The following is a 20,035-nucleotide window of genomic DNA, read 5'->3' as shown; positions in this document are numbered from 1 at the left end:
AGGTTCATCTGGCTAGTTCCACCGCGGCAGTCCATCGAACTGCTGCGCGCCCTCCCCTGAAAAACGAATCAGCTCCGGCAAGGGAACCGTCGCCAGGTTGTCGCGCCCATAGTGCCCGCCGAGGGCGCTGGGAATCTTGAGGCAATACTTGCGGTCGTCGGTCAGCGGCCCCAGCGTCGCTTCCGCAAGGTGCACGACTTCCGGCATATACCAGTCGTTCAGGAAATCCTGGTTATAGGAAAGTGCATCGAGTGCGTCGCGGCTGTCAGCCAATGGTTCGCAGCACAGGTCTTGCGGGCGCAGGCGCCAGTAGCGCCCTTCGTCGTCGCGGATGATGAGATTACCGAATGCATTGGCCCCAAGGACCTCGACGGCGGTCAAGCCGACCCAGCCCCAGGCCTCGTTGATGTCGTCTACGTTGATCATGCTTTGTCTGCCCCCTAGCGTCATCGGCCGGGATGACGCCGGCCGTCGTGTGTTCGACCGGGCTGATGGAGCAAGATTGCGGGCAGACGCCTCAGGTTTGACCTGCGTCGCAAGCAGTGGAAACAAGGGCGGGAAGCGCCAATGAAAAAAGCCGCTGGCTCTTGCGAACCAGCGGCTTCTTGAATGTGGTTGCGGGGACAGGATTTGAACCTGTGACCTTCGGGTTATGAGCCCGACGAGCTGCCAGACTGCTCCACCCCGCGGAATGAATTATACGCCGGCATGCCCGATTACGCAAATGCAATTCCTTAAAAGACTGAAATTGCAGTACAAGCCCGCTTCCGCCATGGGCGACGGGACGCTGCGCCAAGCTGCGCGGCATCTCATGTGAGCGGGATTTCAGTGTAAAGTAAGCACAATTCCAAGCTCCCGAGCCCCTATGAAATTCTGTTCCGAGTGCGCCCATCCCGTGGCCCTGGCCATCCCCGAAGGCGACAACCGGCCGCGCCATGTCTGCCCGCAATGCCAAACCATCCACTACCAGAACCCCAAGCTGGTGATCGGCACGCTTCCCGTCTGGGAACACGATGGCAAGCTGCAAGTGCTGCTGTGCAAGCGCGCGATCGAACCGCGCTACGGCTATTGGACCTTGCCGGCAGGCTTCATGGAAAACGAAGAGACGACCGAACAGGCCGCCATCCGCGAGACGGAAGAAGAAGCCGGCGCCGACATCGAACTCGGCCCGCTGTTTACCCTGCTGAACGTGGCCCATGTCCACCAAGTGCATCTGTTCTACCTGGCGCGCCTGCGCAGTCTCGACTTCGCGCCCGGCGAGGAAAGCCTGGATGTGCAGATGTTCACGCAGGACGAGATCCCATGGGATGACCTGGCCTTCCCCACGGTGCGCAACACGCTTGAACTGTTCTTCGCCGACCGCGTCAAAATCCGCGAGGGCGGCAGTTACGGATTCCATAGCCGGGACATCGTGCGCCCGATGCTGCCCCCCCGCGAACCCGACTGACCCATTGAAGGCCGCATGATCCCCTGGCTCGAGCCGACTTCGCCGTTTCCCGACGTATCCGAAGCCTTGACGGCGGACGCGCCGGGCCTGCTCGCGGCCGGCGCCGACCTGTCGCCCCAGCGCCTGCTGCTGGCCTACCAGAACGGCATCTTCCCGTGGTTCTCGGAAGGCCAGCCCATCCTCTGGTGGAGCACCGACCCGCGCATGGTGCTGCATACCGACCGCTTCAAGATCAGCGGCAGCCTCAGGAAAACGCTGAAACGCATCGAGCGCAGCCGCCTTAATGAAGTAACCAGCGGGCAGCGCTGGGACGTGCGCTTCGACAGCGCCTTCGAGGACGTGATGCGCGCCTGCGCCGCGCCGCGCCGGGATGGCCCGGGAACCTGGATCTCGGAAGAGATCATCGACGGCTATATCGGCCTGCACGCCATGGGCTATGCCCATTCGTCCGAAGTCTGGCTTGATGGCGAACTGGTGGGTGGCGCCTATGGGGTCTGCATCGGCCGCATGTTCTACGGCGAATCGATGTTCGCCCGGGTGCCGGACGCCTCCAAGGTAGCGCTCGCCTACCTCGTCGCCTTCCTGCGCCGGCACGGCGTGCGGATGATCGACTGCCAGCAGGAGACCGGCCACCTGGCCTCGCTTGGCGCGGCGCCGATCGCCAGGAGCGCCTTCCTGGCACACCTGGCAGAAGCCATTCGTGAGCCCGCCATCGCCCGCTGGGAGGTGGCGGCACCGTTGGCTGGGTAACGGTGGTGCGCTTTCCGAATTCGCTAAAATAGCTGCACCACGTCGTCCCGAGGCCTTTGCATGACGCATCTAAATGACCTGCCTTTTGCCACGCTGCAGTTCTACACGACGGCGCCCTACCCGTGCAGCTACCTCGATGCACGGCAGGCCCGTTCGCAGGTCGCGACGCCTTCGCACCTCATCAACGCCGACGTGTATTCCGAACTGGTGCGCAATGGCTTTCGCCGCAGCGGCATCTTCACCTACCGTCCCTACTGCGACGGCTGTCATGCCTGCATCCCGGTGCGGGTCAAATGCGACGATTTCACGCCCAACCGCACCCAGCGCCGCGCCTGGAAGCGCCATGGGGAACTGGTCGCGATGGTGGCCAACCTGGCCTTCTCGGACGAGCATTACGCGCTCTATCTGCGCTACCAGACCACGCGTCACGTCGGCGGCGGCATGGACCAGGACAGCCGCGACCAGTACGCCCAGTTCCTGCTGCAAAGCCGGGTCAACACCCGCCTGGTCGAATTCCGCGAGCCGGACGGCACCCTGCGCATGGTGTCGATCATCGACGTGCTGTCCGACGGCCTGTCCTCGGTCTACACCTTCTTCGACCCGGACCTGCCGGGCGCGTCCTTCGGCACCTATAACGTGATGTGGCAGGTGAGCCAGGCGCGCGAGCTGGGCCTGCAATACGTCTACCTGGGCTACTGGATCGAGCAGAGTCCCAAGATGGCCTACAAGATCAATTTCCGGCCGCTGGAAGCGCGCATCAAGGGCGAATGGGGCGTGCTCGACCGCTGAGGCCCGAGCCCCGCTACGCGCATTGTAAAATGGCGGGAGTCACATTCTTGAGTCCCCCATGTCCCTGTACACCATCGCCCGCCCGCTCCTCTTCTCGCTCGATGCCGAGACCGCTCACCACCTGACCCTGCCGCTGCTGCGCCGTGCCGCTTCGCTTGGCCTGACCAAACTGGCCAGCAAGCCCGCGCCAGACCCGCGCACGGTGATGGGCATCACCTTCCCGAACCCGGTGGGCCTGGCCGCCGGCCTCGACAAGGACGGGGCATATATCGACGGCCTCGCGTCGCTGGGTTTTGGCTCGATCGAAATCGGCACCGTGACCCCGCGGCCCCAAGGCGGCAACCCGAAGCCGCGCATCTTTCGCCTGCCGCAGGCACAGGGCATCATCAACCGCATGGGTTTCAATAACGGCGGCGTGGATGCCTTTGTCGCCAACGTACAGGCGTCCCGCTTCTACCAGGACAAACAGGGCGTGCTCGGCCTGAACATCGGCAAGAACGCCGACACCCCGATCGAGCGTGCGGCCGAGGACTACCTGCACTGCCTGCGCAAGGTCTACCCTTACGCCAGCTATGTGACGGTGAACATCTCCTCGCCGAACACGAAGAACCTGCGCCAGCTGCAGGGCGAATCCGAGCTAGACTCACTGCTGGCGCAACTCAAGCAGGAGCAGCTGCGCCTCGCCGATCAACACCGGCGCTACGTGCCGGTGACCCTGAAGATCGCCCCGGACATCGACGGCGATCAGGTGCGCAACATCGCCGGCGCCCTGCTGCGCCACCAGATCGACGGTGTCATTGCCACCAACACCACGCTCAGCCGCACGGCCGTACAAGGCATGCAGCATGGCGAGGAAGCCGGCGGCCTGTCGGGCGCGCCGGTGTTCGAGCTGTCCAATACCGTGATCCGCTTGCTGAAGGCGGAGCTGGGCGATGCGCTGCCGATCATCGGCGTGGGCGGCATCATGCGCGGCGAGGATGCGCGTGCCAAGATCGCGGCCGGCGCCCAGCTGGTGCAACTTTATAGTGGTTTGATCTACGCCGGCCCGGCGCTGGTGCGCGACTGCGCCGCCGCGCTGCGCCGCTAACAAGGAAGCCTCATGGACCGCAGGCAGCTGGGACAAAGCGATTTGATCGTGTCGAAGGTCTGCCTCGGCAGCATGACCTTCGGCGAGCAGAACACGGAGGCTGAGGCGCACAGCCAGCTCGACTACGCACTCGAGCGCGGCATCAATTTCATCGATACCGCCGAGATGTACCCGGTGATGGCACGCGCCGAGACCCAGGGCGCGACCGAGCGCTTCATCGGCAGCTGGCTCAAGGAAACCGGACGCCGCAGCGAGGTGGTGCTGGCCACCAAGGTCGCCGGGCCGAACACCAATATGCCGTGGATCCGCGGTGCCCGCCACAACCTCGATGCCACCAACATCCGCACCGCCGTCCAGGACAGCCTGCGCCGCCTGGACACGGATTACATCGACCTCTACCAGGTCCACTGGCCGAGCCGCAATTTGCCGATTTTCGGGGCCAACAGCTTCAATCCGCAAGCCGAGCGGCCGGCGGTGCCGATCGAGGACACGTTGGATGCGCTGGGCGAGATGGTCAAGGCCGGCACCATCCGCCACATCGGCATCTCGAACGAAAGCGCCTGGGGCGTGTGCGAGTACATCAAGCACGCGCAAGCGCGTGGGCTGCCGCGCATCGCGACGGTACAGAATTTATATAACCTGACGGCGCGGGCTTTCGAAACCAGTTTGATGGACGAAGCCTGCTATCGCGAAGGCGTGAGTTTGCTGGCTTACAGCCCGCTGGCCTTCGGGCAGCTCACGGCGAAATACCTGGATGATCCGCAAGCGCGCGGGCGGCTGACGGTGTTCCCGGCCGGCTGGAGCCCGCGTTATATGCGGCCGTCGGTGCTGGCCGCGGCCGCGGAGTATGCGGCGCTGGCACGTTCACATGGCTTGCTGCCGTCGCAGATGGCGCTGGCGTGGTGTTATTCGCGGTGGTTCGTGGGGTCGACGATTATCGGGGCGACGAGTCTTGCGCAGCTGAAGGAGAACATCGATGCGGCGGACCTGGTGCTGCCGGCCGAGGTGGTGAAGGGGATTGAGGCGATTCATGCGCGGTACACGAATCCGGGGCAGTGAGGGGCTGATTGAAATTCGCGACGTCGGATGAAAACCTGGGTTCCCGCCTTCGCGGGAAGGACGTGCTTATGTAGAGTCTTGGAGCAGTGTCCGTGAGCTGGCAACCTAAAAACCGTCGCCCCCGCGCAGGCGGGGACCCAATTTCGTACCGCAATCGTCAGCTCAACACCGCAGCCAAGAACGCACCCTCACTCCGCCGTCTGCAACGCCTTCTCAATATCCGCCCTCGTGTACCCCTGCGCAAACCTTTCGATGAAGTGAAAGGCATACGCACGCAGATAAGACCCGCGCCGCACCGCCAGCCGGGTCACGTTCGGCGCAAACAGGTGCGAAGCTTCCATCGCCCGCATGCCCTTGTCGCGGCCATGATCAAAAGCCATCGAGGCCACGATCCCCACGCCCATGCCGAGCGACACGTACTGCTTGATGACGTCCGAATCCATCGCGGTGAGCACGATGTCCGGCGCCAGGCCGGCTTCGCGGAAGGCGGCGTCGATGTGGCTGCGGCCCGTAAAACCGACGTCGTAGGTAATCAGGGGATACTCGGCCAGGTCTTCCAGCCGCAGCGGCGTGGCGGACGAAAAGATCGGGTGGCCTTCGGGCGCGACCACCAGGTGACTCCAGCGGTAGCATGGGAAGGAGACCAGGTCGGGGAAGGCCGACAGGCCTTCGGTGGCGATGCCGATGTCGGCCTTGCCGGATAACACCCATTCGGCGATGTGTTCCGGCGCGCTTTGCTGCAGGGCGATGCGCACGCCCGGGAAGGCATTGCGGAAGGACTGCACCACCTGCGGCAGCGCGTAGCGCGCCTGGGTGTGGGTCACCGCAACCGTGAGCGTGCCGCTGTCCTGCGCGGCGAATTCGGCGCTGGCCTGCTGCAGGTTTTCGGCTTCCACCAGCAGGCGCTCGACGATCTTGAGGATACCCTTGCCGGGCGGCGTCAGGCCCGTCAGGCGCTTGCCGTTGCGCTCGAAGATCACGACCCCGAGTTCCTCCTCGAGCTCCCGGATCTGGCGCGACACGCCCGGCTGCGAAGTGAACAGCGCGTTGGCGACGTCGGTCAGGTTGAAGTCGCGGCGCGCGGCTTCCCGCACGGAGCGCAGCTGCTGGAAGTTCATATTCCGTCTCCTGCATCCACGAATACTTCCATCCGGCGCGGCTTGACCACCAGCGTGTCGCCCTCCTTGAAACCGTGGCGCGCGAACATCTCGTTCGGCAGGACCGCTTCGATCAGCTGCTGGTTATCCAGCCGCTCCAGGTCGAGCTGGGCCAGCGGGCCGATGGCGTGCGCGCGGCGCAGCTTGGCGACCACGCCGCCGCTGTCGCCGGCGCCGGGGATGTAGCGCTCGACGTCGAGGTCGTGCGGGCGGACGTAGCCGATGCCGCTGCCGTTGCGCGCGCCCGCTTCCCCGGGCACCTCGAACTGCACGGCGCCGCTGGCCAGCACGCCGTCCTGCACGCGGCCGTGGAACAAATTCACGTTGCCGAGGAAGCCGTAGACGAAAGGCGAAGCCGGGTGGTTGTAGACCGCGTCGGGCGTGCCGAGCTGCTCGATGCGGCCCTTGTTCATCAGGACCACCTGATCGGCCACTTCGAGTGCTTCTTCCTGGTCGTGGGTGACGAAGATCGAGGTCACGTGCAGGTCGTCGTGCAGGCGGCGCAGCCAGCGGCGCAATTCCTTGCGCACCTTGGCGTCGAGCGCGCCGAAAGGTTCGTCCAGCAGCAGCACGCGCGGCTCCACCGCCAGCGCGCGCGCCAGGGCAATGCGCTGGCGCTGGCCGCCCGAGAGCTGGGGCGGGTAGCGGTCAGCGATCCAGTCGAGCTGCACCAGTTCGAGCAGCTGGCGCACCTTGTCGCGGATCTGCTGCTCGGATGGGCGGTCCTTGCGCGGCTTGACGCGCAGGCCGAAGGCGACGTTCTCGAACACGGTCATGTGCTTGAACAGCGCGTAGTGCTGGAACACGAAGCCCACCTGGCGCTCGCGCACATGGCGGTGCGAGGCGTCCTGGCCATCGAGCAGGACGGCGCCTGCATCCGGATGCTCCAGGCCCGCGATGATGCGCAGCAGGGTCGTCTTGCCGCAGCCCGAAGGGCCGAGCAAGGCGGTCAGCTGGCCGTCCGGAAACTGCAGCGAGACGTCGTCGAGCGCGGTGAACTGGCCGAACTGCTTGCGGATGTGTTGGACTTCGATGGTCATGCTAGCGCTTCCTGTTGTCGTTCGTCGGCGGCCGCCTTGCGGACCTGGTGCAGGCGCCATTCGATAAAGCTCTTCACCGCCAGGGTCACCAGCGCGAGCAGCGCCAGCAAGGATGCGATCGCGAAAGCGGCCGTGAAGTTGTATTCGTTGTAGAGGATCTCGACCTGCAGCGGCATGGTGTTGGTCTCGCCGCGGATATGGCCCGAGACTACCGACACCGCGCCGAACTCGCCCATCGCGCGCGCATTGCACAGGATGACGCCGTACAGCAGGCCCCACTTGATGTTCGGGAGCGTCACCCGCATGAAGGTCGACCAGCCGGAGGCGCCCAGCACCAGCGCGGCCTCTTCTTCTTCGGTGCCTTGCTGCTGCATCAGCGGAATCAGCTCGCGCGCCACGAACGGGAAAGTGATGAACACGGTGGCCAGTACGATGCCCGGCACCGCGAACAGGATCTTGATGTCGTGCTCCATCAGCCACTCGCCGAACCAGCCCTGGGCGCCGAACATCAGCACGTAGATCAGGCCCGCGATCACGGGCGAGACCGAGAACGGCAAGTCGATCAGGGTCAGCAGGATGCTTTTTCCCCGGAACTCGAACTTGGTGATGCACCACGCGGCCGCCACGCCGAACACGAGGTTGAGCGGCACCGAAATGCCGGCCGCGATCAGGGTCAGGCGAATGGCCGACAGCGCGTCCGGGTCGGTGATCGATTCGACATAGGTACCCCAACCCTTCTTGAGCGCCTCGGTGAATACCGCCGCCAGCGGCACGAACAGGAACAGGGTCAGGAAGCCCAGCGCCACCGCGATCAGGAGGTAGCGCACCCAGTCGGGCTCCAGCACGTTGGTGGACCGGCGCCGCCCCGGTGCAGCCGCCTTGGGCGCGGCCTTGATGTTGTCGAGGACCGCGCTCATGATTTGCCTGCCCGTTTGCGTGTCCAGGCCTGCAGCAGGTTGATCGTCAGCAGCAGGATGAAGGAGATCAGCAGCATGACCACGGCAATCGCCGTGGCACCCGCGTAATCGTACTGTTCGAGTTTGGTGATGATGAAGAGCGGCGTGATCTCGGAGACCATCGGCAGGTTGCCGGCGATGAAAATCACCGAGCCGTACTCGCCGGTGGCGCGCGCGAAGGCCAGCGCGAAGCCGGTCAGCAGCGCAGGCGTGATCGTCGGCAGCACCACGCGGGTGAAGGTGTGGATCGGCGAAGCGCCCAGGCTCGCGGCGGCTTCTTCGAGTTCACGCTCGGCTTCTTCCAGCACCGGCTGCACCGTGCGCACCACGAAAGGCAGGCCGATGAAGGTCAGCGCGACCAGCACGCCGAGCGGGGTGAAGGCCACCTTGATGCCGAGCTTGGCGAGCTGCTCGCCGATCAGGCCATTGTGCGAATACAGAGCGGTGAGCGTGATGCCGGCCACCGCGGTGGGCAGTGCGAACGGGAGGTCGACCAGGGCGTCGATGATGCGTTTGCCCGGGAAGGTGTAGCGCACCAGCACCCAGGCCACGATGCCGCCGAAAATGACGTTGATGAAGGCGGCGATCAGGGAGGTGCCGAAGCTGAGGCGATAGGACGCCATGACGCGCTCGGAGGTGACGGCGCTCCAGAAGGCTTCCCAGCTCATGGTGAAGGTCTTGAGGAAGACCGCCGACAGGGGAATCAGCACGATCAGCGCCAGGTAGAACAGCGTGAAGCCAAGCGAGATCCCGAAGCCGGGGATGACCCGGCCCGGTGACTTGCGTGGCTGAGCAAGCGATGTCATGGGAAGCCCTTATTACATTTTCTTCTTACGGGCTGCCATACTCCCACACAACCCGCATATTACAAACGAAGCAATCCTTATTTGCATAGACAGATCAGCTATTAGCTTTGGCGTAATTCGTTACAGCACCAGCTTGGCCGCGACGCCCGTGAGGGTCATCGCCAGCAAGGCGCGCAGGAAGCGTTCCGGCACCTTGCGCGCCATCATGGCGCCGAGCGTAATGCCCGGCACCGATCCTATGAGCAGGGTCGAGAGCAGCATCCAGTCGATCGAGCCCAGCCACCAGTGCCCGACCGCCGCGATCGCGGTCAGCGGCACGGCGTACGCAATGTCAGTGCCGGCCACCTCGGCGGAGCTCAAGCGTGGATAGAGCATGACCAGCAGCGTGGCGCCGATCGCGCCGGCGCCAATCGAAGAGACGGTGACCAGCACGCCCAGCACGGCCCCCGAGACGATGGTGGCGGTGGCCAGCTTGCGTCCCTGCAGCTGGCGCTCGGGATGGGCATTGATCCAGCCCAGCATGCGCGCGCGGAACAGCAGCGCGACGACGGTCAGCATGACGGAGACGGCGATCGAATACCGGATCACCTGCCCGATCTGCGGGTTGACGGTGCCGAAGCGGCTCAGGGCCAGCGTGGTGAGCAGCGCGGCCGGCAAGGCGCCCAGGCACAGGCGGCGCACGATCGGCCACTGGACGGTGCGGTTGAAGCGGTGGGTGATAGTGCCGACGCCCTTGGTGATCGAGGCGAAAGCCAGGTCGGTGCCGACTGCCACCGAGGGCGAGACGCCGAACAGCAGCGTGAGCAGCGGCGTCATGAGCGAGCCGCCGCCGACGCCGGTCATGCCGACCAGCAGCCCTACCCCGAAACCCGCCATTACATAAGTCATCGACATGCCAGTACCCCCATTCAGGGCCCAGCGTAAGGGGACTCAGCGGTTAAGGGAAGGACAGGTTTCTTATTTGCTTATGCGATCAAGCGCCGGACGGCAGGACCGTCCGGCGTGAAAACCGCCTTACTTATTCGGCTGCGGCGTGAGGCGGAGATAAGGACGCGGCGACGTATAGCCCTTCGGATACTTCTCCTCGATGACCGCAGGATCCTGCACGGTCAGCGGAATGATGACGTCGTCGCCATCGCGCCAGTTGCCGGGCGTGGCCACGGTGTAGCCGTCGGTCAGTTGCAGGGCGTCGATCACGCGCAGCACTTCGTCGAAGTTGCGGCCGGTGCTCATCGGGTAGGTGATGGTCAGACGCACTTTCTTGGCCGGGTCGATCACGAACAGCGAACGCACAGTCGCGGTAGCCGAGGCTTCGGGGTGGATCATGTCGTACAGCGTGGAGACCGAGCGGTCGGCGTCGGCAATGATTGGGAAGCCAACCACGGTCTGCTGGGTTTCCTCGATGTCCTTGATCCACTCGCGGTGCGTGCTGGCCGGGTCGACCGACAGGGCAATGGCCTTGACGTTGCGCTTGTCGAATTCCGGCTTGAGCTTGGCGGTCAGGCCCAGTTCGGTCGTGCAGACCGGAGTGAAGTCGGCCGGGTGCGAAAACAGCACCACCCAGGAATCGCCCGCCCACTCGTGGAAGCGGATCTTGCCGGCACTGGAATCCTGCTCGAAGTCAGGGGCGATATCGCCGAGGCGTAAGGTCATGTTCAACTCTCCATGGTAATGAAACTGCGGGGCAAACTGAGCGGTTTTACAAGCTTGCCCACCAGTCTAGGCAAACACGGCGCTGATGCAAACGACAAGTTAGTTATTTGCTTGTGCGCTGGCGGTGCTGAAAGATATGCAGTTCACATCAAGGCCAGCTTGATCTTGCTCGGTGGCTACCTCCCCCGCTACAGGTAGCGGGTGTACAGCACCACGGCCCAGGTCGCCACCGCCAGCAACAGGGTGAGCGCGACCGCGGCGCTGCCCATGTCCTTGGCCACTTTCGAGAGCGGATGGCGCTCGAGCGAGATGCGGTCGACGATGGCTTCGATGGCCGAGTTGATGATCTCAACGATGAGCACCAGCACCAGCACGCCGATCAGGGCCAGCTTCTGGAAACCGGACACCGGCAGCATCAGGGCGACCACCGCGGCCACGACGATGACCACGATTTCCTGGCGGAAGGCCGCTTCGCTGCGCCAGGCCCAGGCAACGCCGTCCCAGGTATTACGGAAGGCGGCGGCAATGCGTGCCAGGCCGCGCTTGGTCTTGAACTCGCTGATCGGTTGTTCCATCGTGGGTATGCGGATTGAGGTGGGTGAATGACAATATCGAACTGTCATTATGCCGTGCCGATGCAATATTGCACATCGAAGCCGGTCGGTTTGCATCTGCGTTTCACATCATGGTATAAAGAGGGTCAATACTGCACCGCACCAACCACATCATGAAAATGGAAACCCCAGAATTGGCAGCAGCATTGAGCCCGGCCAAGACGTCGATTCAGGTGATCGACCGCATGATGGCCTTGCTCGACGCCCTCGCCAGCTATTCCGATCCGGTCAGCCTGAAGGAATTGTCCAAGGTATCGGGCCTGCACCCTTCCACCGCCCACCGCATCCTGAACGACATGGTGGTGACGCGCTTCGTGGACCGCGTGGAGCCGGGCACCTACCGCCTCGGCATGCGCCTGCTGGAACTGGGCAATGTGGTCAAGAGCCGATTGTCGGTGCGCGAAGCGGCGCTCGACTTCATGCGTGCCCTGCACAAGAAAACGCAGCAGACCGTGAACCTGTCGGTGCGCCAGGGCGACGAGATCGTCTACATCGACCGCGCGTTTTCCGAGCGCTCGGGCATGCAGGTGGTGCGCGCGATCGGCGGGCGCGGGCCGCTGCACCTGACCTCGACCGGCAAGCTGTTCCTGTCGGTGGACGACCCGAAGGGCGTGCGCGCCTACGCCACGCGCACGGGCCTGGCCGGCCACAACAAGAATTCGATCACTGACCTGACACGCCTCGAGCGCGAGCTGAGCCTGGTGCGTTCGCGCGGCTATGCGCGTGACAACGAAGAGCTGGAACTGGGCGTGCGCTGCATGGCCGCCGGCATCTTCGACGACAGCGGCAAGCTGGTGGCCGGCCTGTCTATTTCGGCGCCGGCCGACCGCCTGCAGGAAGAATGGCTGGAAGACCTGGTGCAGACGGCCTCAAGCATCTCGTCGACGCTCGGCTACCGCCCTACTCCTGCTATTTAGTGCAGTGCGCCCGCACCGCTGGCCGCGCTCATCACCGGGACGGCGACCGAGCCGCCCAGGGTGCCCGGCGGCAGCACTTCGAGCTTGCCAGGGGCCAGCGCCTCGAGGAAGCGGCGCACCCGGCCCGCATCCGCCGTGCGCGACATTTTCCCTTTTGAATCCAGGAAGACCATGATCACGCTGCGGCCGTGGATCGCTGCCTGCATCACCAGGCAGCGCCCGGCTTCGTTGATGAAGCCGGTTTTCTGCAGGCCGATGTTCCAGTCCGGCAGCGCCACCAGGTAATTGGTGTTCGCATAGCGCGTCGGCCGGCCGCTGACCCTCACGATGGAGTTCGGCGTGGTGGAATATTCGCGCAGCAGCGGCTCCCCATAGGCCTTGGCCACCAGCCGCGCCAGGTCGCGTGCGCTTGACACGTTGCCGCTCGACAAGCCACTGGAATCGACGTAACGCGTGTCCTTCATGCCGAGCTCGCGCGCCTTGGCGTTCATGGCGGCAATGAAGGCGTCGATCCCGCCCGGATAGTTGCGGCCAAGCGCAGAGGCGGCGCGGTTTTCCGAACTCATCAGGGCAATATGCAGCAATTCGCGACGCGTCATGCGGCTGCCCACCGGCAGGCGCGAGCTGGAATACTTGTGGCGGTCGACATCGGCATCGGTGATGCGCAGCACTTCGTCGAGATCCTGGGTGGCCTGCACCACGACCAGGCCGGTCATGAGCTTGGTGATCGAGGCGATCGGCAGGGCGATATTGGCGTTCTTTTCGAACAGCACTTCCGAGCTGTCCTGGTCGAGCACCAGAGCGACGTTGGAGCGCAGCGACAGGGAATCGGCAGTGTGGTTCAGGCCGGCGGCGTCGCCGAAGGTGCGGGGATTGTAGGCAGCCACGCGCGGCACGGCCCTGCCGGCCCTGCGCACCACCTGGTAGGTGACCTTGCGCTTGCCGCGCACCATTTCCACGCGGCGCACCATGCGCTCGCGATTGTCGGCAGCGATGACATGCGCCAGGTCCTGGCGCTTGCCGCGGGCGGCCTTGCCACGGACGGCTTTCTTGCGCGCCGGTGTCTTGGCGACTGCCGTGCGCTTGTGCTTTTTCTTGACGCCCTGGCTCTTCTCGGCGCCGGCGCCGGCGCCTGCTCCGGCGGCGTGGACAGGCTGGAAGGCCAACAGCAGCGACACAATGGCAGCCAATGCAACTTTGAACATCTGGAAACCCTTCGACGCAAACTGATGAGGTACAAAATGCAGTTTAGCCGAACAAGGCGCCATCGCAAGTGAATTGTAAATTCCGTGCGGCAACAAAACGACATATTATTGCCGCCATGCGAAAAGACGAACGCCTTTATTCCAGGAACCGGGCGAAGTTCTGTGCAGGCTCGCGCTCGGTCACCAGGGAATTCTCGATTTTTTCGGGGTCGGCCCAGCCCAGCGCCATGCCGCACACGACCATTTCATTTTCCGGCAATCCCAGTTGTTGCGCAATCACGCGATGATATTGAGTGAAGGCCGCCTGCGGACATGTGTCGAGGCCGCGCCCGCGCGCCGCCACCATGATGTTCTGCAAGAACATGCCGTAGTCGAGCCAGGAGCCCTGCTCCAAGATGCGGTCGATGGTAAAGATCAGGCCGACGGGCGCATCAAAGAAAGAATAGTTGCGCGCATGCTGGGCGGTCATGCCCGCCTTGTTGTCACGGCTCAAGCCCAGCAGCGAATATAAATCCCAGCCCACCTTGCGCCGGCGGTCGACAAACGGCGACACCCATTCGCGCGGGTAGTAAGCATATTCCTCGGTGTGCTGGCGCGCCTGCTCGGGGTCGGCGTTCACGGCCAGGATGGCATTGCACAAATCCTGACGCGCCTGCCCCGTTACCACATAGACCTTCCACGGCTGGGTGTTGGTGCCGGAAGGCGCGCGCGCAGCCACGTCGAGGATGCGCTCGACGTCGGCCCGGTCTACCGGCTTGTCCAGGAAAGCACGGATCGAACGGCGCGACGTGATGGCCGCATCGACGGTTTCTTGCTGGGGGCTCTTGATCATGGGGGTCTCCTTATTTTTTGACGACGAATGCGACGCCCAGCACGGCCACCGCCATGCCGGCCAACGCGAGCACGCTGAAAGACTCGCCGAACAGCAGCCAGGCCATCACGGCGGTGGTAGGCGGCGTCAGGTACAGCAGGCTGGTCACCTCGAGCGCCTGGCTGCGGCGAATCAGGGTGAACAGCAAAAAGATGGCGCCGATCGACAGCGCGAAGATCGACCACAGCCAGGCCAGGATGAAGTCCAGGCTCCACTCGACGCTGGACAGGCGCAAGTCCAGGCCCTCCAACACGATGGCCAGCGGCAGCAGCGCCGCGACGGTGGCGGCGAACTGGATGACGGTGCCGGTGCGCAGGTCGAAGGACGGGCAATTGCGCCGCTGGTACATGGTGCCCGCCGTGATGCACAGCAGCGCAAACACGCACAGCCCCAGGCCGGCCGGGGTCAAGCCGTCCAGGTGGAGCTTGGCTACCACGACCAGCGCCACGCCGGACAGGCCCAGCGCCAGCCCGAGCCACTGGCGCGGCCGGACCCGTTCGCCGATCAGGGGCGCGGCGGCGGCAGTGAGGATGGGCTGCATGCCGACGATGAGCGCCGTGAGCCCGGCCGGCATGCCGAGCTTGATGGCAGCCCAGACGCCGCCGAGGTAGCCGGCTTGCAGCAGCAAGCCCGCCACTGCCACGTGCAGCATCCGGCCGCGCGGCCAGGGTGCGCGGAACATCAACACGACAGGCAGCAGAACGGCGAGCACGCCGAGGCAGCGCAGGATCAGGAAGGTCAGCGGCGGCGCGTAGGGCAGCCCCAGCTTGGCGACGATGAAGCCGGTACTCCACAGGAAGACGAAGAACAGCGGGACCGGCGACAGCCAGGAAGGTGCGGCGGCGGGGGCATTGGTGGGAGTGCCGGGCGACATGACAGGTGCTGCTCAGCAGCTTGAAAGAATCACAAGTAGCTAGTCTAGCATGGGCAGCCCAACCGCTCGGGCGTCGAGCTGATTGCTGTTTTGTTGCGATAAATCAAACGAAAACCGTTGAAATTTCTTGCAAACAATGCATTCCAGAATTTTATGCACATCGGATGGTGCAGCGCGTCAAAATCGCTTGACTCCCCTGTCCACTTGGGTGAAAATTCGCTCTGTTGCGGTGCACAAAAAGAGTTTCGTCGAAACCAAACGAATAAACCCTGCCTCACCGGTCAAAGCAACATTTCATCCACTTGTACTTTTTGAATTTTGGAGATCCACATGTTTGCAATCCCTGAGCAGTTCTCGAATGCTACCAAAGCCAACCTCGAATCGCAGTTCGCGCTGTTTTCGTCGCTGACCGCCAAGACCTTCGAAGGCATGGAAAAGCTGGTCGAGCTGAACCTCAACGCCGCCCGTACTTCGCTGGAATCGTCGCAAAACGTCGCCCGTCAGCTGCTGAGCGCAAAAGACCCACAAGAATTCTTCTCGGTCACCACCTCGCAAGCCCAGCCGACCGCCGAAAAGGCGATGTCGTACAGCCGCGAACTCGCATCGATCGCCAGCGGCACCAGCGCTGAATTCTCGAAAGTCGCTGAAACCCAGATCGTCGAAACCAACCGCAAGGTCATCGCCCTGGTCGACGAAGTGAGCAAGAACGCCCCGGCCGGTTCGGAAAACCTCGTCGCCGCCGTCAAGACCGCAATCAGCAACGCCAACGCTGGCTACGAGCAGTTCAGCAAGACCAGCAAGCAGGCTGCTGAAGCCATCGAAACCAACGTGAGCGCCGCCGTGAACCAGTTTTCGGCAAGCGCCCGCAAGGCTACTGCAAACGCTACGGGCGCTGCTGCCGCCGCCTAAGCTGCGACTCGTCAAGTGAAAAAGCCGGAACGGTGACGTTCCGGCTTTTTGTTTTTTGGCACGGGTGCAACTAACTGGCATACAAACAACAATAGCGGCGTGCAGGCTGCCAGTACGGGCAAGCTCCTATTCCCCCAAATACGCCGCCTGCACCCGCGGATCATTCAGCATCTCCCCCGCATTCCCCGTCATCGTCATCAGCCCCGACTCCATCACATAGCCGCGGTGCGCCGCCTGCAGTGCCAGCTTGGCGTTCTGCTCGACCAGCAGGATCGTGATCCCCTGCTGCGACACGTCGCGGATCACCTCGAAAATCTTCTCGACCATGATCGGCGACAGGCCCATCGACGGCTCGTCTAACAGCAGCAGGGTCGGATGGCTCATCAATGCGCGCGCCATGGCCAGCATCTGCTGCTCGCCGCCCGACAAGGTGCCGGCCAGCTGGCCCGAGCGCTCTTTCAGGCGCGGGAACACGCCGTACCATTTTTCGATGTCGAGCGCGATCCCGGCCGCGTCATCACGCGTGAAGGCGCCCATCTGCAGATTCTCGTGGATCGTCATGCGGGTGAATACGCCCCGCCCTTCCGGTACCATGGCCAGCTTTCGCTGCACCATGCGGAAGGACTGCGTGCCCTTGAGCGATTTGCCCAGGTAGGAAATCTCGCCTTCGACCTTGCAGGCCGGGAGGGTGCCGGTGATGGCCTTGAGGGTCGTGGTCTTCCCGGCGCCGTTGGCGCCGATCAGGGTCACCAGCTCACCCTTGTTCACTTCCAGGTCCACGCCCTTGACAGCCTTGATGCCGCCGTAGGCGACCTTCAGGCCGGATACTTTCAGGATGTTTTCGCTCATCAGTGAGCACCTCCCAGGTAAGCCTTGATCACGGCTTCGTTCTTCTGGATCTCGGCGGGCACGCCTTCGGCGATCTGCTTGCCGTATTCCAGCACCGTCATGCGGTCGCACAGGCCCATCATCAGCTTGACGTCGTGCTCGATCAGCAGCACGGTCTTGCCCTGGGCCTTGATCTTGACCAGCAGCTCGCGTAGTCCCAGTTTTTCGGTGGCGTTCATGCCGGCCGCGGGTTCATCGAGCGCCAGCAGCTGCGGGTCGGTCGCCAGTGCACGCGCGATCTCGAGACGGCGCTGGTCGCCGTAGGACAGGTATTTGGCGGTGCGGTTGGCAAACTGGCCGATACCGACAAAATCGAGCAGCTCCTGCGCGCGCTGCCGGATCGCCGCTTCTTCGATGCGCGCTGCCTTGTGGCGGAAAATCGCGCCCAGCACGCCCTGGCGGGTGCGCACGTGGCGACCCACCATCACGTTTTCCAGCGCGCTCATCTCGCCGAACAGGCGGATGTTCTGGAAGGTACGGGCGATGCCGGCTTTCGCCACTTCGTGCGGGGCCGAGGGCGAATACGGCTTGCCGCCCAGCTCAAAGCTGCCGCTGTCCGGCTGGTACAGGCCCGTGATCACGTTGAAGAAGGTGGTCTTGCCGGCGCCGTTGGGGCCGATCAGGCCATAGATCTGGCCGCGCTCGATGCGGATGCCGACGTCGGTCAGCGCCTGCAGGCCGCCGAAGCGTTTATTCACGCCGGCGATGTTCAGGATCAGGTCGCTCATGCTTTCGCTCCCTCTTCCTCATCATGCGCCAATGCCGCAGTCGGGCGCTCCTCCTTGTTCGGCGAGGGCCACAAGCCTGCCGGGTTGACCAGCATGATCAACACCAGCGCCAGGCCATACAGCAGCTGGCGCAGCACTTCGGCCTCGATCACGACGGTGCCGAACAGCGCCTGCTGCGCCGGTTCCACCACGTGGCGCAGCACTTCCGGCAGGGCCGCGAGCAGCACGCCGCCCAATACCACGCCGGGGATGTGGCCGATCCCGCCCAGCACCACCATCGCCAGCACGGCGATCGATTCGGTCAGCGAGAACGATTCGGGCGAGACGAATCCCTGGAAGGCGCCGAACATCGCGCCGGCCACGCCGCCGAAACTCGCTCCCATGGCAAAGGCGAGCAGCTTGACGTTGCGGGTGTTGATGCCCATCGCCTTGGCCGCGATCTCGTCTTCGCGAATCGCCACCCAGGCCCGGCCCAGGCGCGAGTGCTGCAAGCGGCTGGTGATGAAGATGGTCGCGATGCACAGGAACAGGAACAGGAAATAATACGCGTTCACCGAGGGCATGGAAAAGCCGCCGACATGCACCGTGGCCTGCGAGCCTGCCTCCCCTGCCAGCGACACCCCGAACACGCGGATCGGGTCGATCATGTTGATCCCCTGCGGCCCGTTGGTAAAGTTGATCGGGTCGTTCAGGTTGTTCATGAAGATGCGAATGATCTCGCCGAATCCCAGCGTCACGATGGCCAGGTAGTCGCCCCGGAGTTTGAGGGTGGGGGCACCCAGCAGCGCGCCGGCCAGGCCCGCCACTAAGCCGGCCAGCGGCACGATCGCCCACACCGACAGGTGGATGCCGTTCTGCTGGATCTCGGGCCCGAAGAAGGTAACCAGAGCTTCGCCCAGCGCGGGCGAATAATAGATGACCGATTCAAGCAGCGCCGCGAACTGGGGCGAGGAGAACAGGCCGACCAGGTAGGCGCCGACGGCGAAGAAGGCGATATAGCCCAGGTCGAGCAGGCCGGCAAAACCGACCACGATGTTCAGGCCCAGGGCCAGCATGATGTACAGCAGCGCGATGTCGATGATGCGCACCCAGGAGTTGCCGAACTGGGAGGCGACAAAGGGGAAGACCAGCATCAGCACCAGCACGGCGGCCATGCTTGCACGGGCCTGGCGCGGCTTGTGCTGGAGGTCGAAAGTAAGGAGTGCCATGGTGTCTGTCTCCTTGCCTCAGGCGCGGTCGGCCACGCGCTCGCCCATGATGCCGGACGGGCGCAGGGTCAAGACGAGGATCAGCACGACGAAGGCGAAGATGTCCTGGTAGTGGCTGCCCAGGAAGCCGCCGGTCAGGTCGCCGATATAGCCGGCGCCAAGCGCTTCGATTATGCCCAGCAGGACGCCGCCGATCATGGCGCCATAAATATTCCCGATCCCGCCCAGCACCGCGGCGCAGAAGGCCTTCATTCCCGGCAGCACGCCCATGGTGAAGGTGATCGAGGCATAGTTCGCGCCCCACATCACGCCGGCCACCGCCGCCAGCGCGGCGCCGATGGCAAAGGTGGCGACGATCACGCGGTTCGAATCCACGCCCATCAGCCCGGCTACGCGCGGGTTCTCGGCCACGGCGCGCATCGCGCGGCCCATCCGCGTGCGCTCGACCAGCAGCACCAGGCCGACCATCGCGATCGCAGCCAGCACCAGCAGCAGCACCTGGGTCTGCGAAATCAGGGCGCCGCCAATCGAGATCGGCTCCGGCGAGAGCAGCTGCGGGAACGGCAGCGGGCTGCGGCCCCAGATCATCATCGCAAAGGTCTGCAGCAGGATCGACACGCCGATCGCAGTGATCAGGGGCGCCAGGCGCGGCGCATTGCGCAGGCGCCGGTAGGCGACGCGCTCGATCAGGATATTCACCAGCATGGCGACCGGAATCGCACCGAGAATGGCGATGGCCAGCTGCAGGTAGCCCGGCAGGCCGGGGGCGTATGCGTCGAGGAGCTTCAGCAGGCTCAGGCCGACCATCGCGCCGATCATCAAGACGTCGCCATGGGCGAAGTTGATCAGGTTGAGCACCCCGTACACCATGGTGTAACCGAGAGCGACCAGGGCGTACATGCTGCCCAATACCAGGCCGTTGAGTATTTGTTGGATGAAGGTTTCCATCGTTTCGCTTGTCTAGTTTCCAAAAAACCGGGCCGGCTAGCAAAAAACGGCACTCCGGGAAACCCGCAGTGCCGCTCATGGCCGTGCTATCGCATGCTTGCTTTGTCTATGACGACGATTCCGAGCGCT

General features: G+C 63.9%; 22 protein-coding genes and 1 tRNA gene. 7 read left to right on the top strand and 16 right to left on the bottom strand.

What is annotated here, in order from left to right; genetic code table 11:
- Window positions 1-12: 12 nt before the first annotated feature.
- The gene (locus tag AC56K1_RS20930; RefSeq protein WP_497132977.1) at window positions 13-426 is read right to left on the bottom strand and encodes a T6SS immunity protein Tdi1 domain-containing protein; all 414 of its coding nucleotides are present in this window, start codon (window positions 424-426) and stop codon (window positions 13-15) included.
- Window positions 427-612: 186 nt separating this feature from the next.
- Window positions 613-689 (bottom strand) — tRNA-Met (locus AC56K1_RS20925).
- 176 nt (window positions 690-865) lie between these two features.
- Here AC56K1_RS20925 and AC56K1_RS20920 point away from each other — a divergent pair.
- The 5 genes from AC56K1_RS20920 to AC56K1_RS20900 are packed head-to-tail and all read left to right on the top strand — an operon-like array spanning window position 866 to window position 5,132.
- A complete protein-coding gene (locus tag AC56K1_RS20920) occupies window positions 866-1,447 on the top strand; it encodes an NUDIX hydrolase (RefSeq protein ID WP_497159713.1) in 582 nt (193 codons plus the stop codon).
- A 15-nt stretch (window positions 1,448-1,462) separates the two neighbouring features.
- Window positions 1,463-2,197 (top strand): leucyl/phenylalanyl-tRNA--protein transferase, encoded by a 735-nt coding sequence (gene aat, locus AC56K1_RS20915; protein WP_497159712.1) that lies wholly within the window; start codon window positions 1,463-1,465, stop codon window positions 2,195-2,197.
- A gap of 60 nt (window positions 2,198-2,257) precedes the next feature.
- Window positions 2,258-2,986, top strand: a complete 729-nt coding sequence (locus tag AC56K1_RS20910; RefSeq protein ID WP_497159711.1) for an arginyltransferase — start codon at window positions 2,258-2,260, stop codon at window positions 2,984-2,986.
- Between the two features lie 58 nt (window positions 2,987-3,044).
- Entirely contained in the window at window positions 3,045-4,073 is a 1,029-nt protein-coding gene (locus AC56K1_RS20905) for a quinone-dependent dihydroorotate dehydrogenase (RefSeq protein ID WP_497159710.1), read from the top strand.
- Window positions 4,074-4,085: 12 nt separating this feature from the next.
- Complete coding sequence (locus tag AC56K1_RS20900; protein ID WP_497159709.1) at window positions 4,086-5,132, top strand: aldo/keto reductase; 1,047 nt, start codon at window positions 4,086-4,088, stop codon at window positions 5,130-5,132.
- A 188-nt stretch (window positions 5,133-5,320) separates the two neighbouring features.
- On the opposite strand, the gene AC56K1_RS20895 is transcribed toward AC56K1_RS20900, so the two are convergent.
- The 7 genes from AC56K1_RS20895 to AC56K1_RS20865 form a co-directional block, all read right to left on the bottom strand.
- Entirely contained in the window at window positions 5,321-6,250 is a 930-nt protein-coding gene (locus AC56K1_RS20895) for a CysB family HTH-type transcriptional regulator (protein ID WP_497159708.1), read from the bottom strand.
- Window positions 6,247-7,329: a sulfate/molybdate ABC transporter ATP-binding protein gene (locus tag AC56K1_RS20890; protein WP_497159707.1), complete on the bottom strand. Its 1,083-nt coding sequence runs from the start codon at window positions 7,327-7,329 to the stop codon at window positions 6,247-6,249. The genes AC56K1_RS20895 and AC56K1_RS20890 overlap by 4 nt, the downstream gene beginning before the upstream one ends.
- Window positions 7,326-8,246: a sulfate ABC transporter permease subunit CysW gene (gene cysW, locus AC56K1_RS20885; protein ID WP_497159706.1), complete on the bottom strand. Its 921-nt coding sequence runs from the start codon at window positions 8,244-8,246 to the stop codon at window positions 7,326-7,328. Before cysW ends, AC56K1_RS20890 begins: the two co-directional genes overlap by 4 nt.
- Window positions 8,243-9,091: a sulfate ABC transporter permease subunit CysT gene (cysT, locus tag AC56K1_RS20880; RefSeq protein WP_497159705.1), complete on the bottom strand. Its 849-nt coding sequence runs from the start codon at window positions 9,089-9,091 to the stop codon at window positions 8,243-8,245. Before cysT ends, cysW begins: the two co-directional genes overlap by 4 nt.
- 120 nt (window positions 9,092-9,211) lie before the next feature.
- Window positions 9,212-9,985, bottom strand: coding sequence for a sulfite exporter TauE/SafE family protein (locus tag AC56K1_RS20875; RefSeq protein WP_497159704.1), 774 nt, complete (start codon window positions 9,983-9,985; stop codon window positions 9,212-9,214).
- Between the two features lie 120 nt (window positions 9,986-10,105).
- A complete protein-coding gene (locus AC56K1_RS20870) occupies window positions 10,106-10,744 on the bottom strand; it encodes a peroxiredoxin (protein ID WP_497159703.1) in 639 nt (212 codons plus the stop codon).
- A gap of 188 nt (window positions 10,745-10,932) precedes the next feature.
- Entirely contained in the window at window positions 10,933-11,319 is a 387-nt protein-coding gene (locus tag AC56K1_RS20865; protein ID WP_497159702.1) for a diacylglycerol kinase, read from the bottom strand.
- Between the two features lie 152 nt (window positions 11,320-11,471).
- Between AC56K1_RS20865 and AC56K1_RS20860 the strand changes: the two genes are divergently transcribed.
- Complete coding sequence (locus AC56K1_RS20860; RefSeq protein ID WP_497159701.1) at window positions 11,472-12,275, top strand: IclR family transcriptional regulator; 804 nt, start codon at window positions 11,472-11,474, stop codon at window positions 12,273-12,275.
- Here the strand turns inward: AC56K1_RS20860 and AC56K1_RS20855 are convergent.
- The 3 genes from AC56K1_RS20855 to AC56K1_RS20845 form a co-directional block, all read right to left on the bottom strand.
- Window positions 12,272-13,480: a serine hydrolase gene (locus AC56K1_RS20855; protein WP_497159700.1), complete on the bottom strand. Its 1,209-nt coding sequence runs from the start codon at window positions 13,478-13,480 to the stop codon at window positions 12,272-12,274. The genes AC56K1_RS20860 and AC56K1_RS20855 overlap by 4 nt on opposite strands.
- Window positions 13,481-13,616: 136 nt before the next feature.
- Window positions 13,617-14,312, bottom strand: a complete 696-nt coding sequence (locus AC56K1_RS20850) for a nitroreductase (protein WP_497159699.1) — start codon at window positions 14,310-14,312, stop codon at window positions 13,617-13,619.
- 10 nt (window positions 14,313-14,322) lie between these two features.
- Window positions 14,323-15,225, bottom strand: coding sequence for a DMT family transporter (locus tag AC56K1_RS20845; protein WP_497159698.1), 903 nt, complete (start codon window positions 15,223-15,225; stop codon window positions 14,323-14,325).
- A gap of 330 nt (window positions 15,226-15,555) precedes the next feature.
- Between AC56K1_RS20845 and AC56K1_RS20840 the strand changes: the two genes are divergently transcribed.
- Entirely contained in the window at window positions 15,556-16,134 is a 579-nt protein-coding gene (locus AC56K1_RS20840) for a phasin family protein (protein ID WP_497159697.1), read from the top strand.
- A 126-nt stretch (window positions 16,135-16,260) separates the two neighbouring features.
- Here AC56K1_RS20840 and AC56K1_RS20835 read toward each other — a convergent pair whose 3' ends face one another.
- Genes AC56K1_RS20835 through AC56K1_RS20820 form a run of 4 tightly spaced genes read right to left on the bottom strand, consistent with a single transcriptional unit; the run spans window position 16,261 to window position 19,906 of the window.
- The gene (locus AC56K1_RS20835) at window positions 16,261-16,983 is read right to left on the bottom strand and encodes an ABC transporter ATP-binding protein (protein ID WP_497159696.1); all 723 of its coding nucleotides are present in this window, start codon (window positions 16,981-16,983) and stop codon (window positions 16,261-16,263) included.
- The gene (locus AC56K1_RS20830; RefSeq protein ID WP_497159695.1) at window positions 16,983-17,750 is read right to left on the bottom strand and encodes an ABC transporter ATP-binding protein; all 768 of its coding nucleotides are present in this window, start codon (window positions 17,748-17,750) and stop codon (window positions 16,983-16,985) included. Before AC56K1_RS20830 ends, AC56K1_RS20835 begins: the two co-directional genes overlap by 1 nt.
- Complete coding sequence (locus AC56K1_RS20825; protein ID WP_497159694.1) at window positions 17,747-18,958, bottom strand: ABC transporter permease subunit; 1,212 nt, start codon at window positions 18,956-18,958, stop codon at window positions 17,747-17,749. The genes AC56K1_RS20830 and AC56K1_RS20825 overlap by 4 nt, the downstream gene beginning before the upstream one ends.
- Window positions 18,959-18,976: 18 nt before the next feature.
- Entirely contained in the window at window positions 18,977-19,906 is a 930-nt protein-coding gene (locus AC56K1_RS20820) for a branched-chain amino acid ABC transporter permease (RefSeq protein ID WP_497159693.1), read from the bottom strand.
- Between the last annotated feature and the right edge of the window lie 129 nt (window positions 19,907-20,035).

The sequence above is a fragment of the Telluria sp. ZB4P37 genome (genome assembly GCF_059685855.1).
The sequence above is the reverse complement of the archived record's forward strand: the minus strand, read 5'-3'. Positions and strand labels throughout refer to the sequence as shown.

Coding starts and splice junctions, on each gene's coding strand:
- AC56K1_RS20835 (WP_497159696.1), bottom strand. CDS start 16,983: ATGAGCGAAAACATCCTGAAAGTATCCGGCCTGAAGGTCGCCTACGGC.
- AC56K1_RS20870 (WP_497159703.1), bottom strand. CDS start 10,744: ATGACCTTACGCCTCGGCGATATCGCCCCTGACTTCGAGCAGGATTCC.
- AC56K1_RS20860 (WP_497159701.1), top strand. CDS start 11,472: ATGAAAATGGAAACCCCAGAATTGGCAGCAGCATTGAGCCCGGCCAAG.
- AC56K1_RS20845 (WP_497159698.1), bottom strand. CDS start 15,225: ATGTCGCCCGGCACTCCCACCAATGCCCCCGCCGCCGCACCTTCCTGG.
- AC56K1_RS20850 (WP_497159699.1), bottom strand. CDS start 14,312: ATGATCAAGAGCCCCCAGCAAGAAACCGTCGATGCGGCCATCACGTCG.
- AC56K1_RS20900 (WP_497159709.1), top strand. CDS start 4,086: ATGGACCGCAGGCAGCTGGGACAAAGCGATTTGATCGTGTCGAAGGTC.
- AC56K1_RS20840 (WP_497159697.1), top strand. CDS start 15,556: ATGTTTGCAATCCCTGAGCAGTTCTCGAATGCTACCAAAGCCAACCTC.
- AC56K1_RS20830 (WP_497159695.1), bottom strand. CDS start 17,750: ATGAGCGACCTGATCCTGAACATCGCCGGCGTGAATAAACGCTTCGGC.
- AC56K1_RS20905 (WP_497159710.1), top strand. CDS start 3,045: ATGTCCCTGTACACCATCGCCCGCCCGCTCCTCTTCTCGCTCGATGCC.
- AC56K1_RS20820 (WP_497159693.1), bottom strand. CDS start 19,906: ATGGAAACCTTCATCCAACAAATACTCAACGGCCTGGTATTGGGCAGC.
- AC56K1_RS20825 (WP_497159694.1), bottom strand. CDS start 18,958: ATGGCACTCCTTACTTTCGACCTCCAGCACAAGCCGCGCCAGGCCCGT.
- AC56K1_RS20865 (WP_497159702.1), bottom strand. CDS start 11,319: ATGGAACAACCGATCAGCGAGTTCAAGACCAAGCGCGGCCTGGCACGC.
- AC56K1_RS20855 (WP_497159700.1), bottom strand. CDS start 13,480: ATGTTCAAAGTTGCATTGGCTGCCATTGTGTCGCTGCTGTTGGCCTTC.
- AC56K1_RS20910 (WP_497159711.1), top strand. CDS start 2,258: ATGACGCATCTAAATGACCTGCCTTTTGCCACGCTGCAGTTCTACACG.
- AC56K1_RS20875 (WP_497159704.1), bottom strand. CDS start 9,985: ATGTCGATGACTTATGTAATGGCGGGTTTCGGGGTAGGGCTGCTGGTC.
- aat (WP_497159712.1), top strand. CDS start 1,463: ATGATCCCCTGGCTCGAGCCGACTTCGCCGTTTCCCGACGTATCCGAA.
- AC56K1_RS20920 (WP_497159713.1), top strand. CDS start 866: ATGAAATTCTGTTCCGAGTGCGCCCATCCCGTGGCCCTGGCCATCCCC.
- AC56K1_RS20890 (WP_497159707.1), bottom strand. CDS start 7,329: ATGACCATCGAAGTCCAACACATCCGCAAGCAGTTCGGCCAGTTCACC.
- cysT (WP_497159705.1), bottom strand. CDS start 9,091: ATGACATCGCTTGCTCAGCCACGCAAGTCACCGGGCCGGGTCATCCCC.
- AC56K1_RS20895 (WP_497159708.1), bottom strand. CDS start 6,250: ATGAACTTCCAGCAGCTGCGCTCCGTGCGGGAAGCCGCGCGCCGCGAC.
- cysW (WP_497159706.1), bottom strand. CDS start 8,246: ATGAGCGCGGTCCTCGACAACATCAAGGCCGCGCCCAAGGCGGCTGCA.
- AC56K1_RS20930 (WP_497132977.1), bottom strand. CDS start 426: ATGATCAACGTAGACGACATCAACGAGGCCTGGGGCTGGGTCGGCTTG.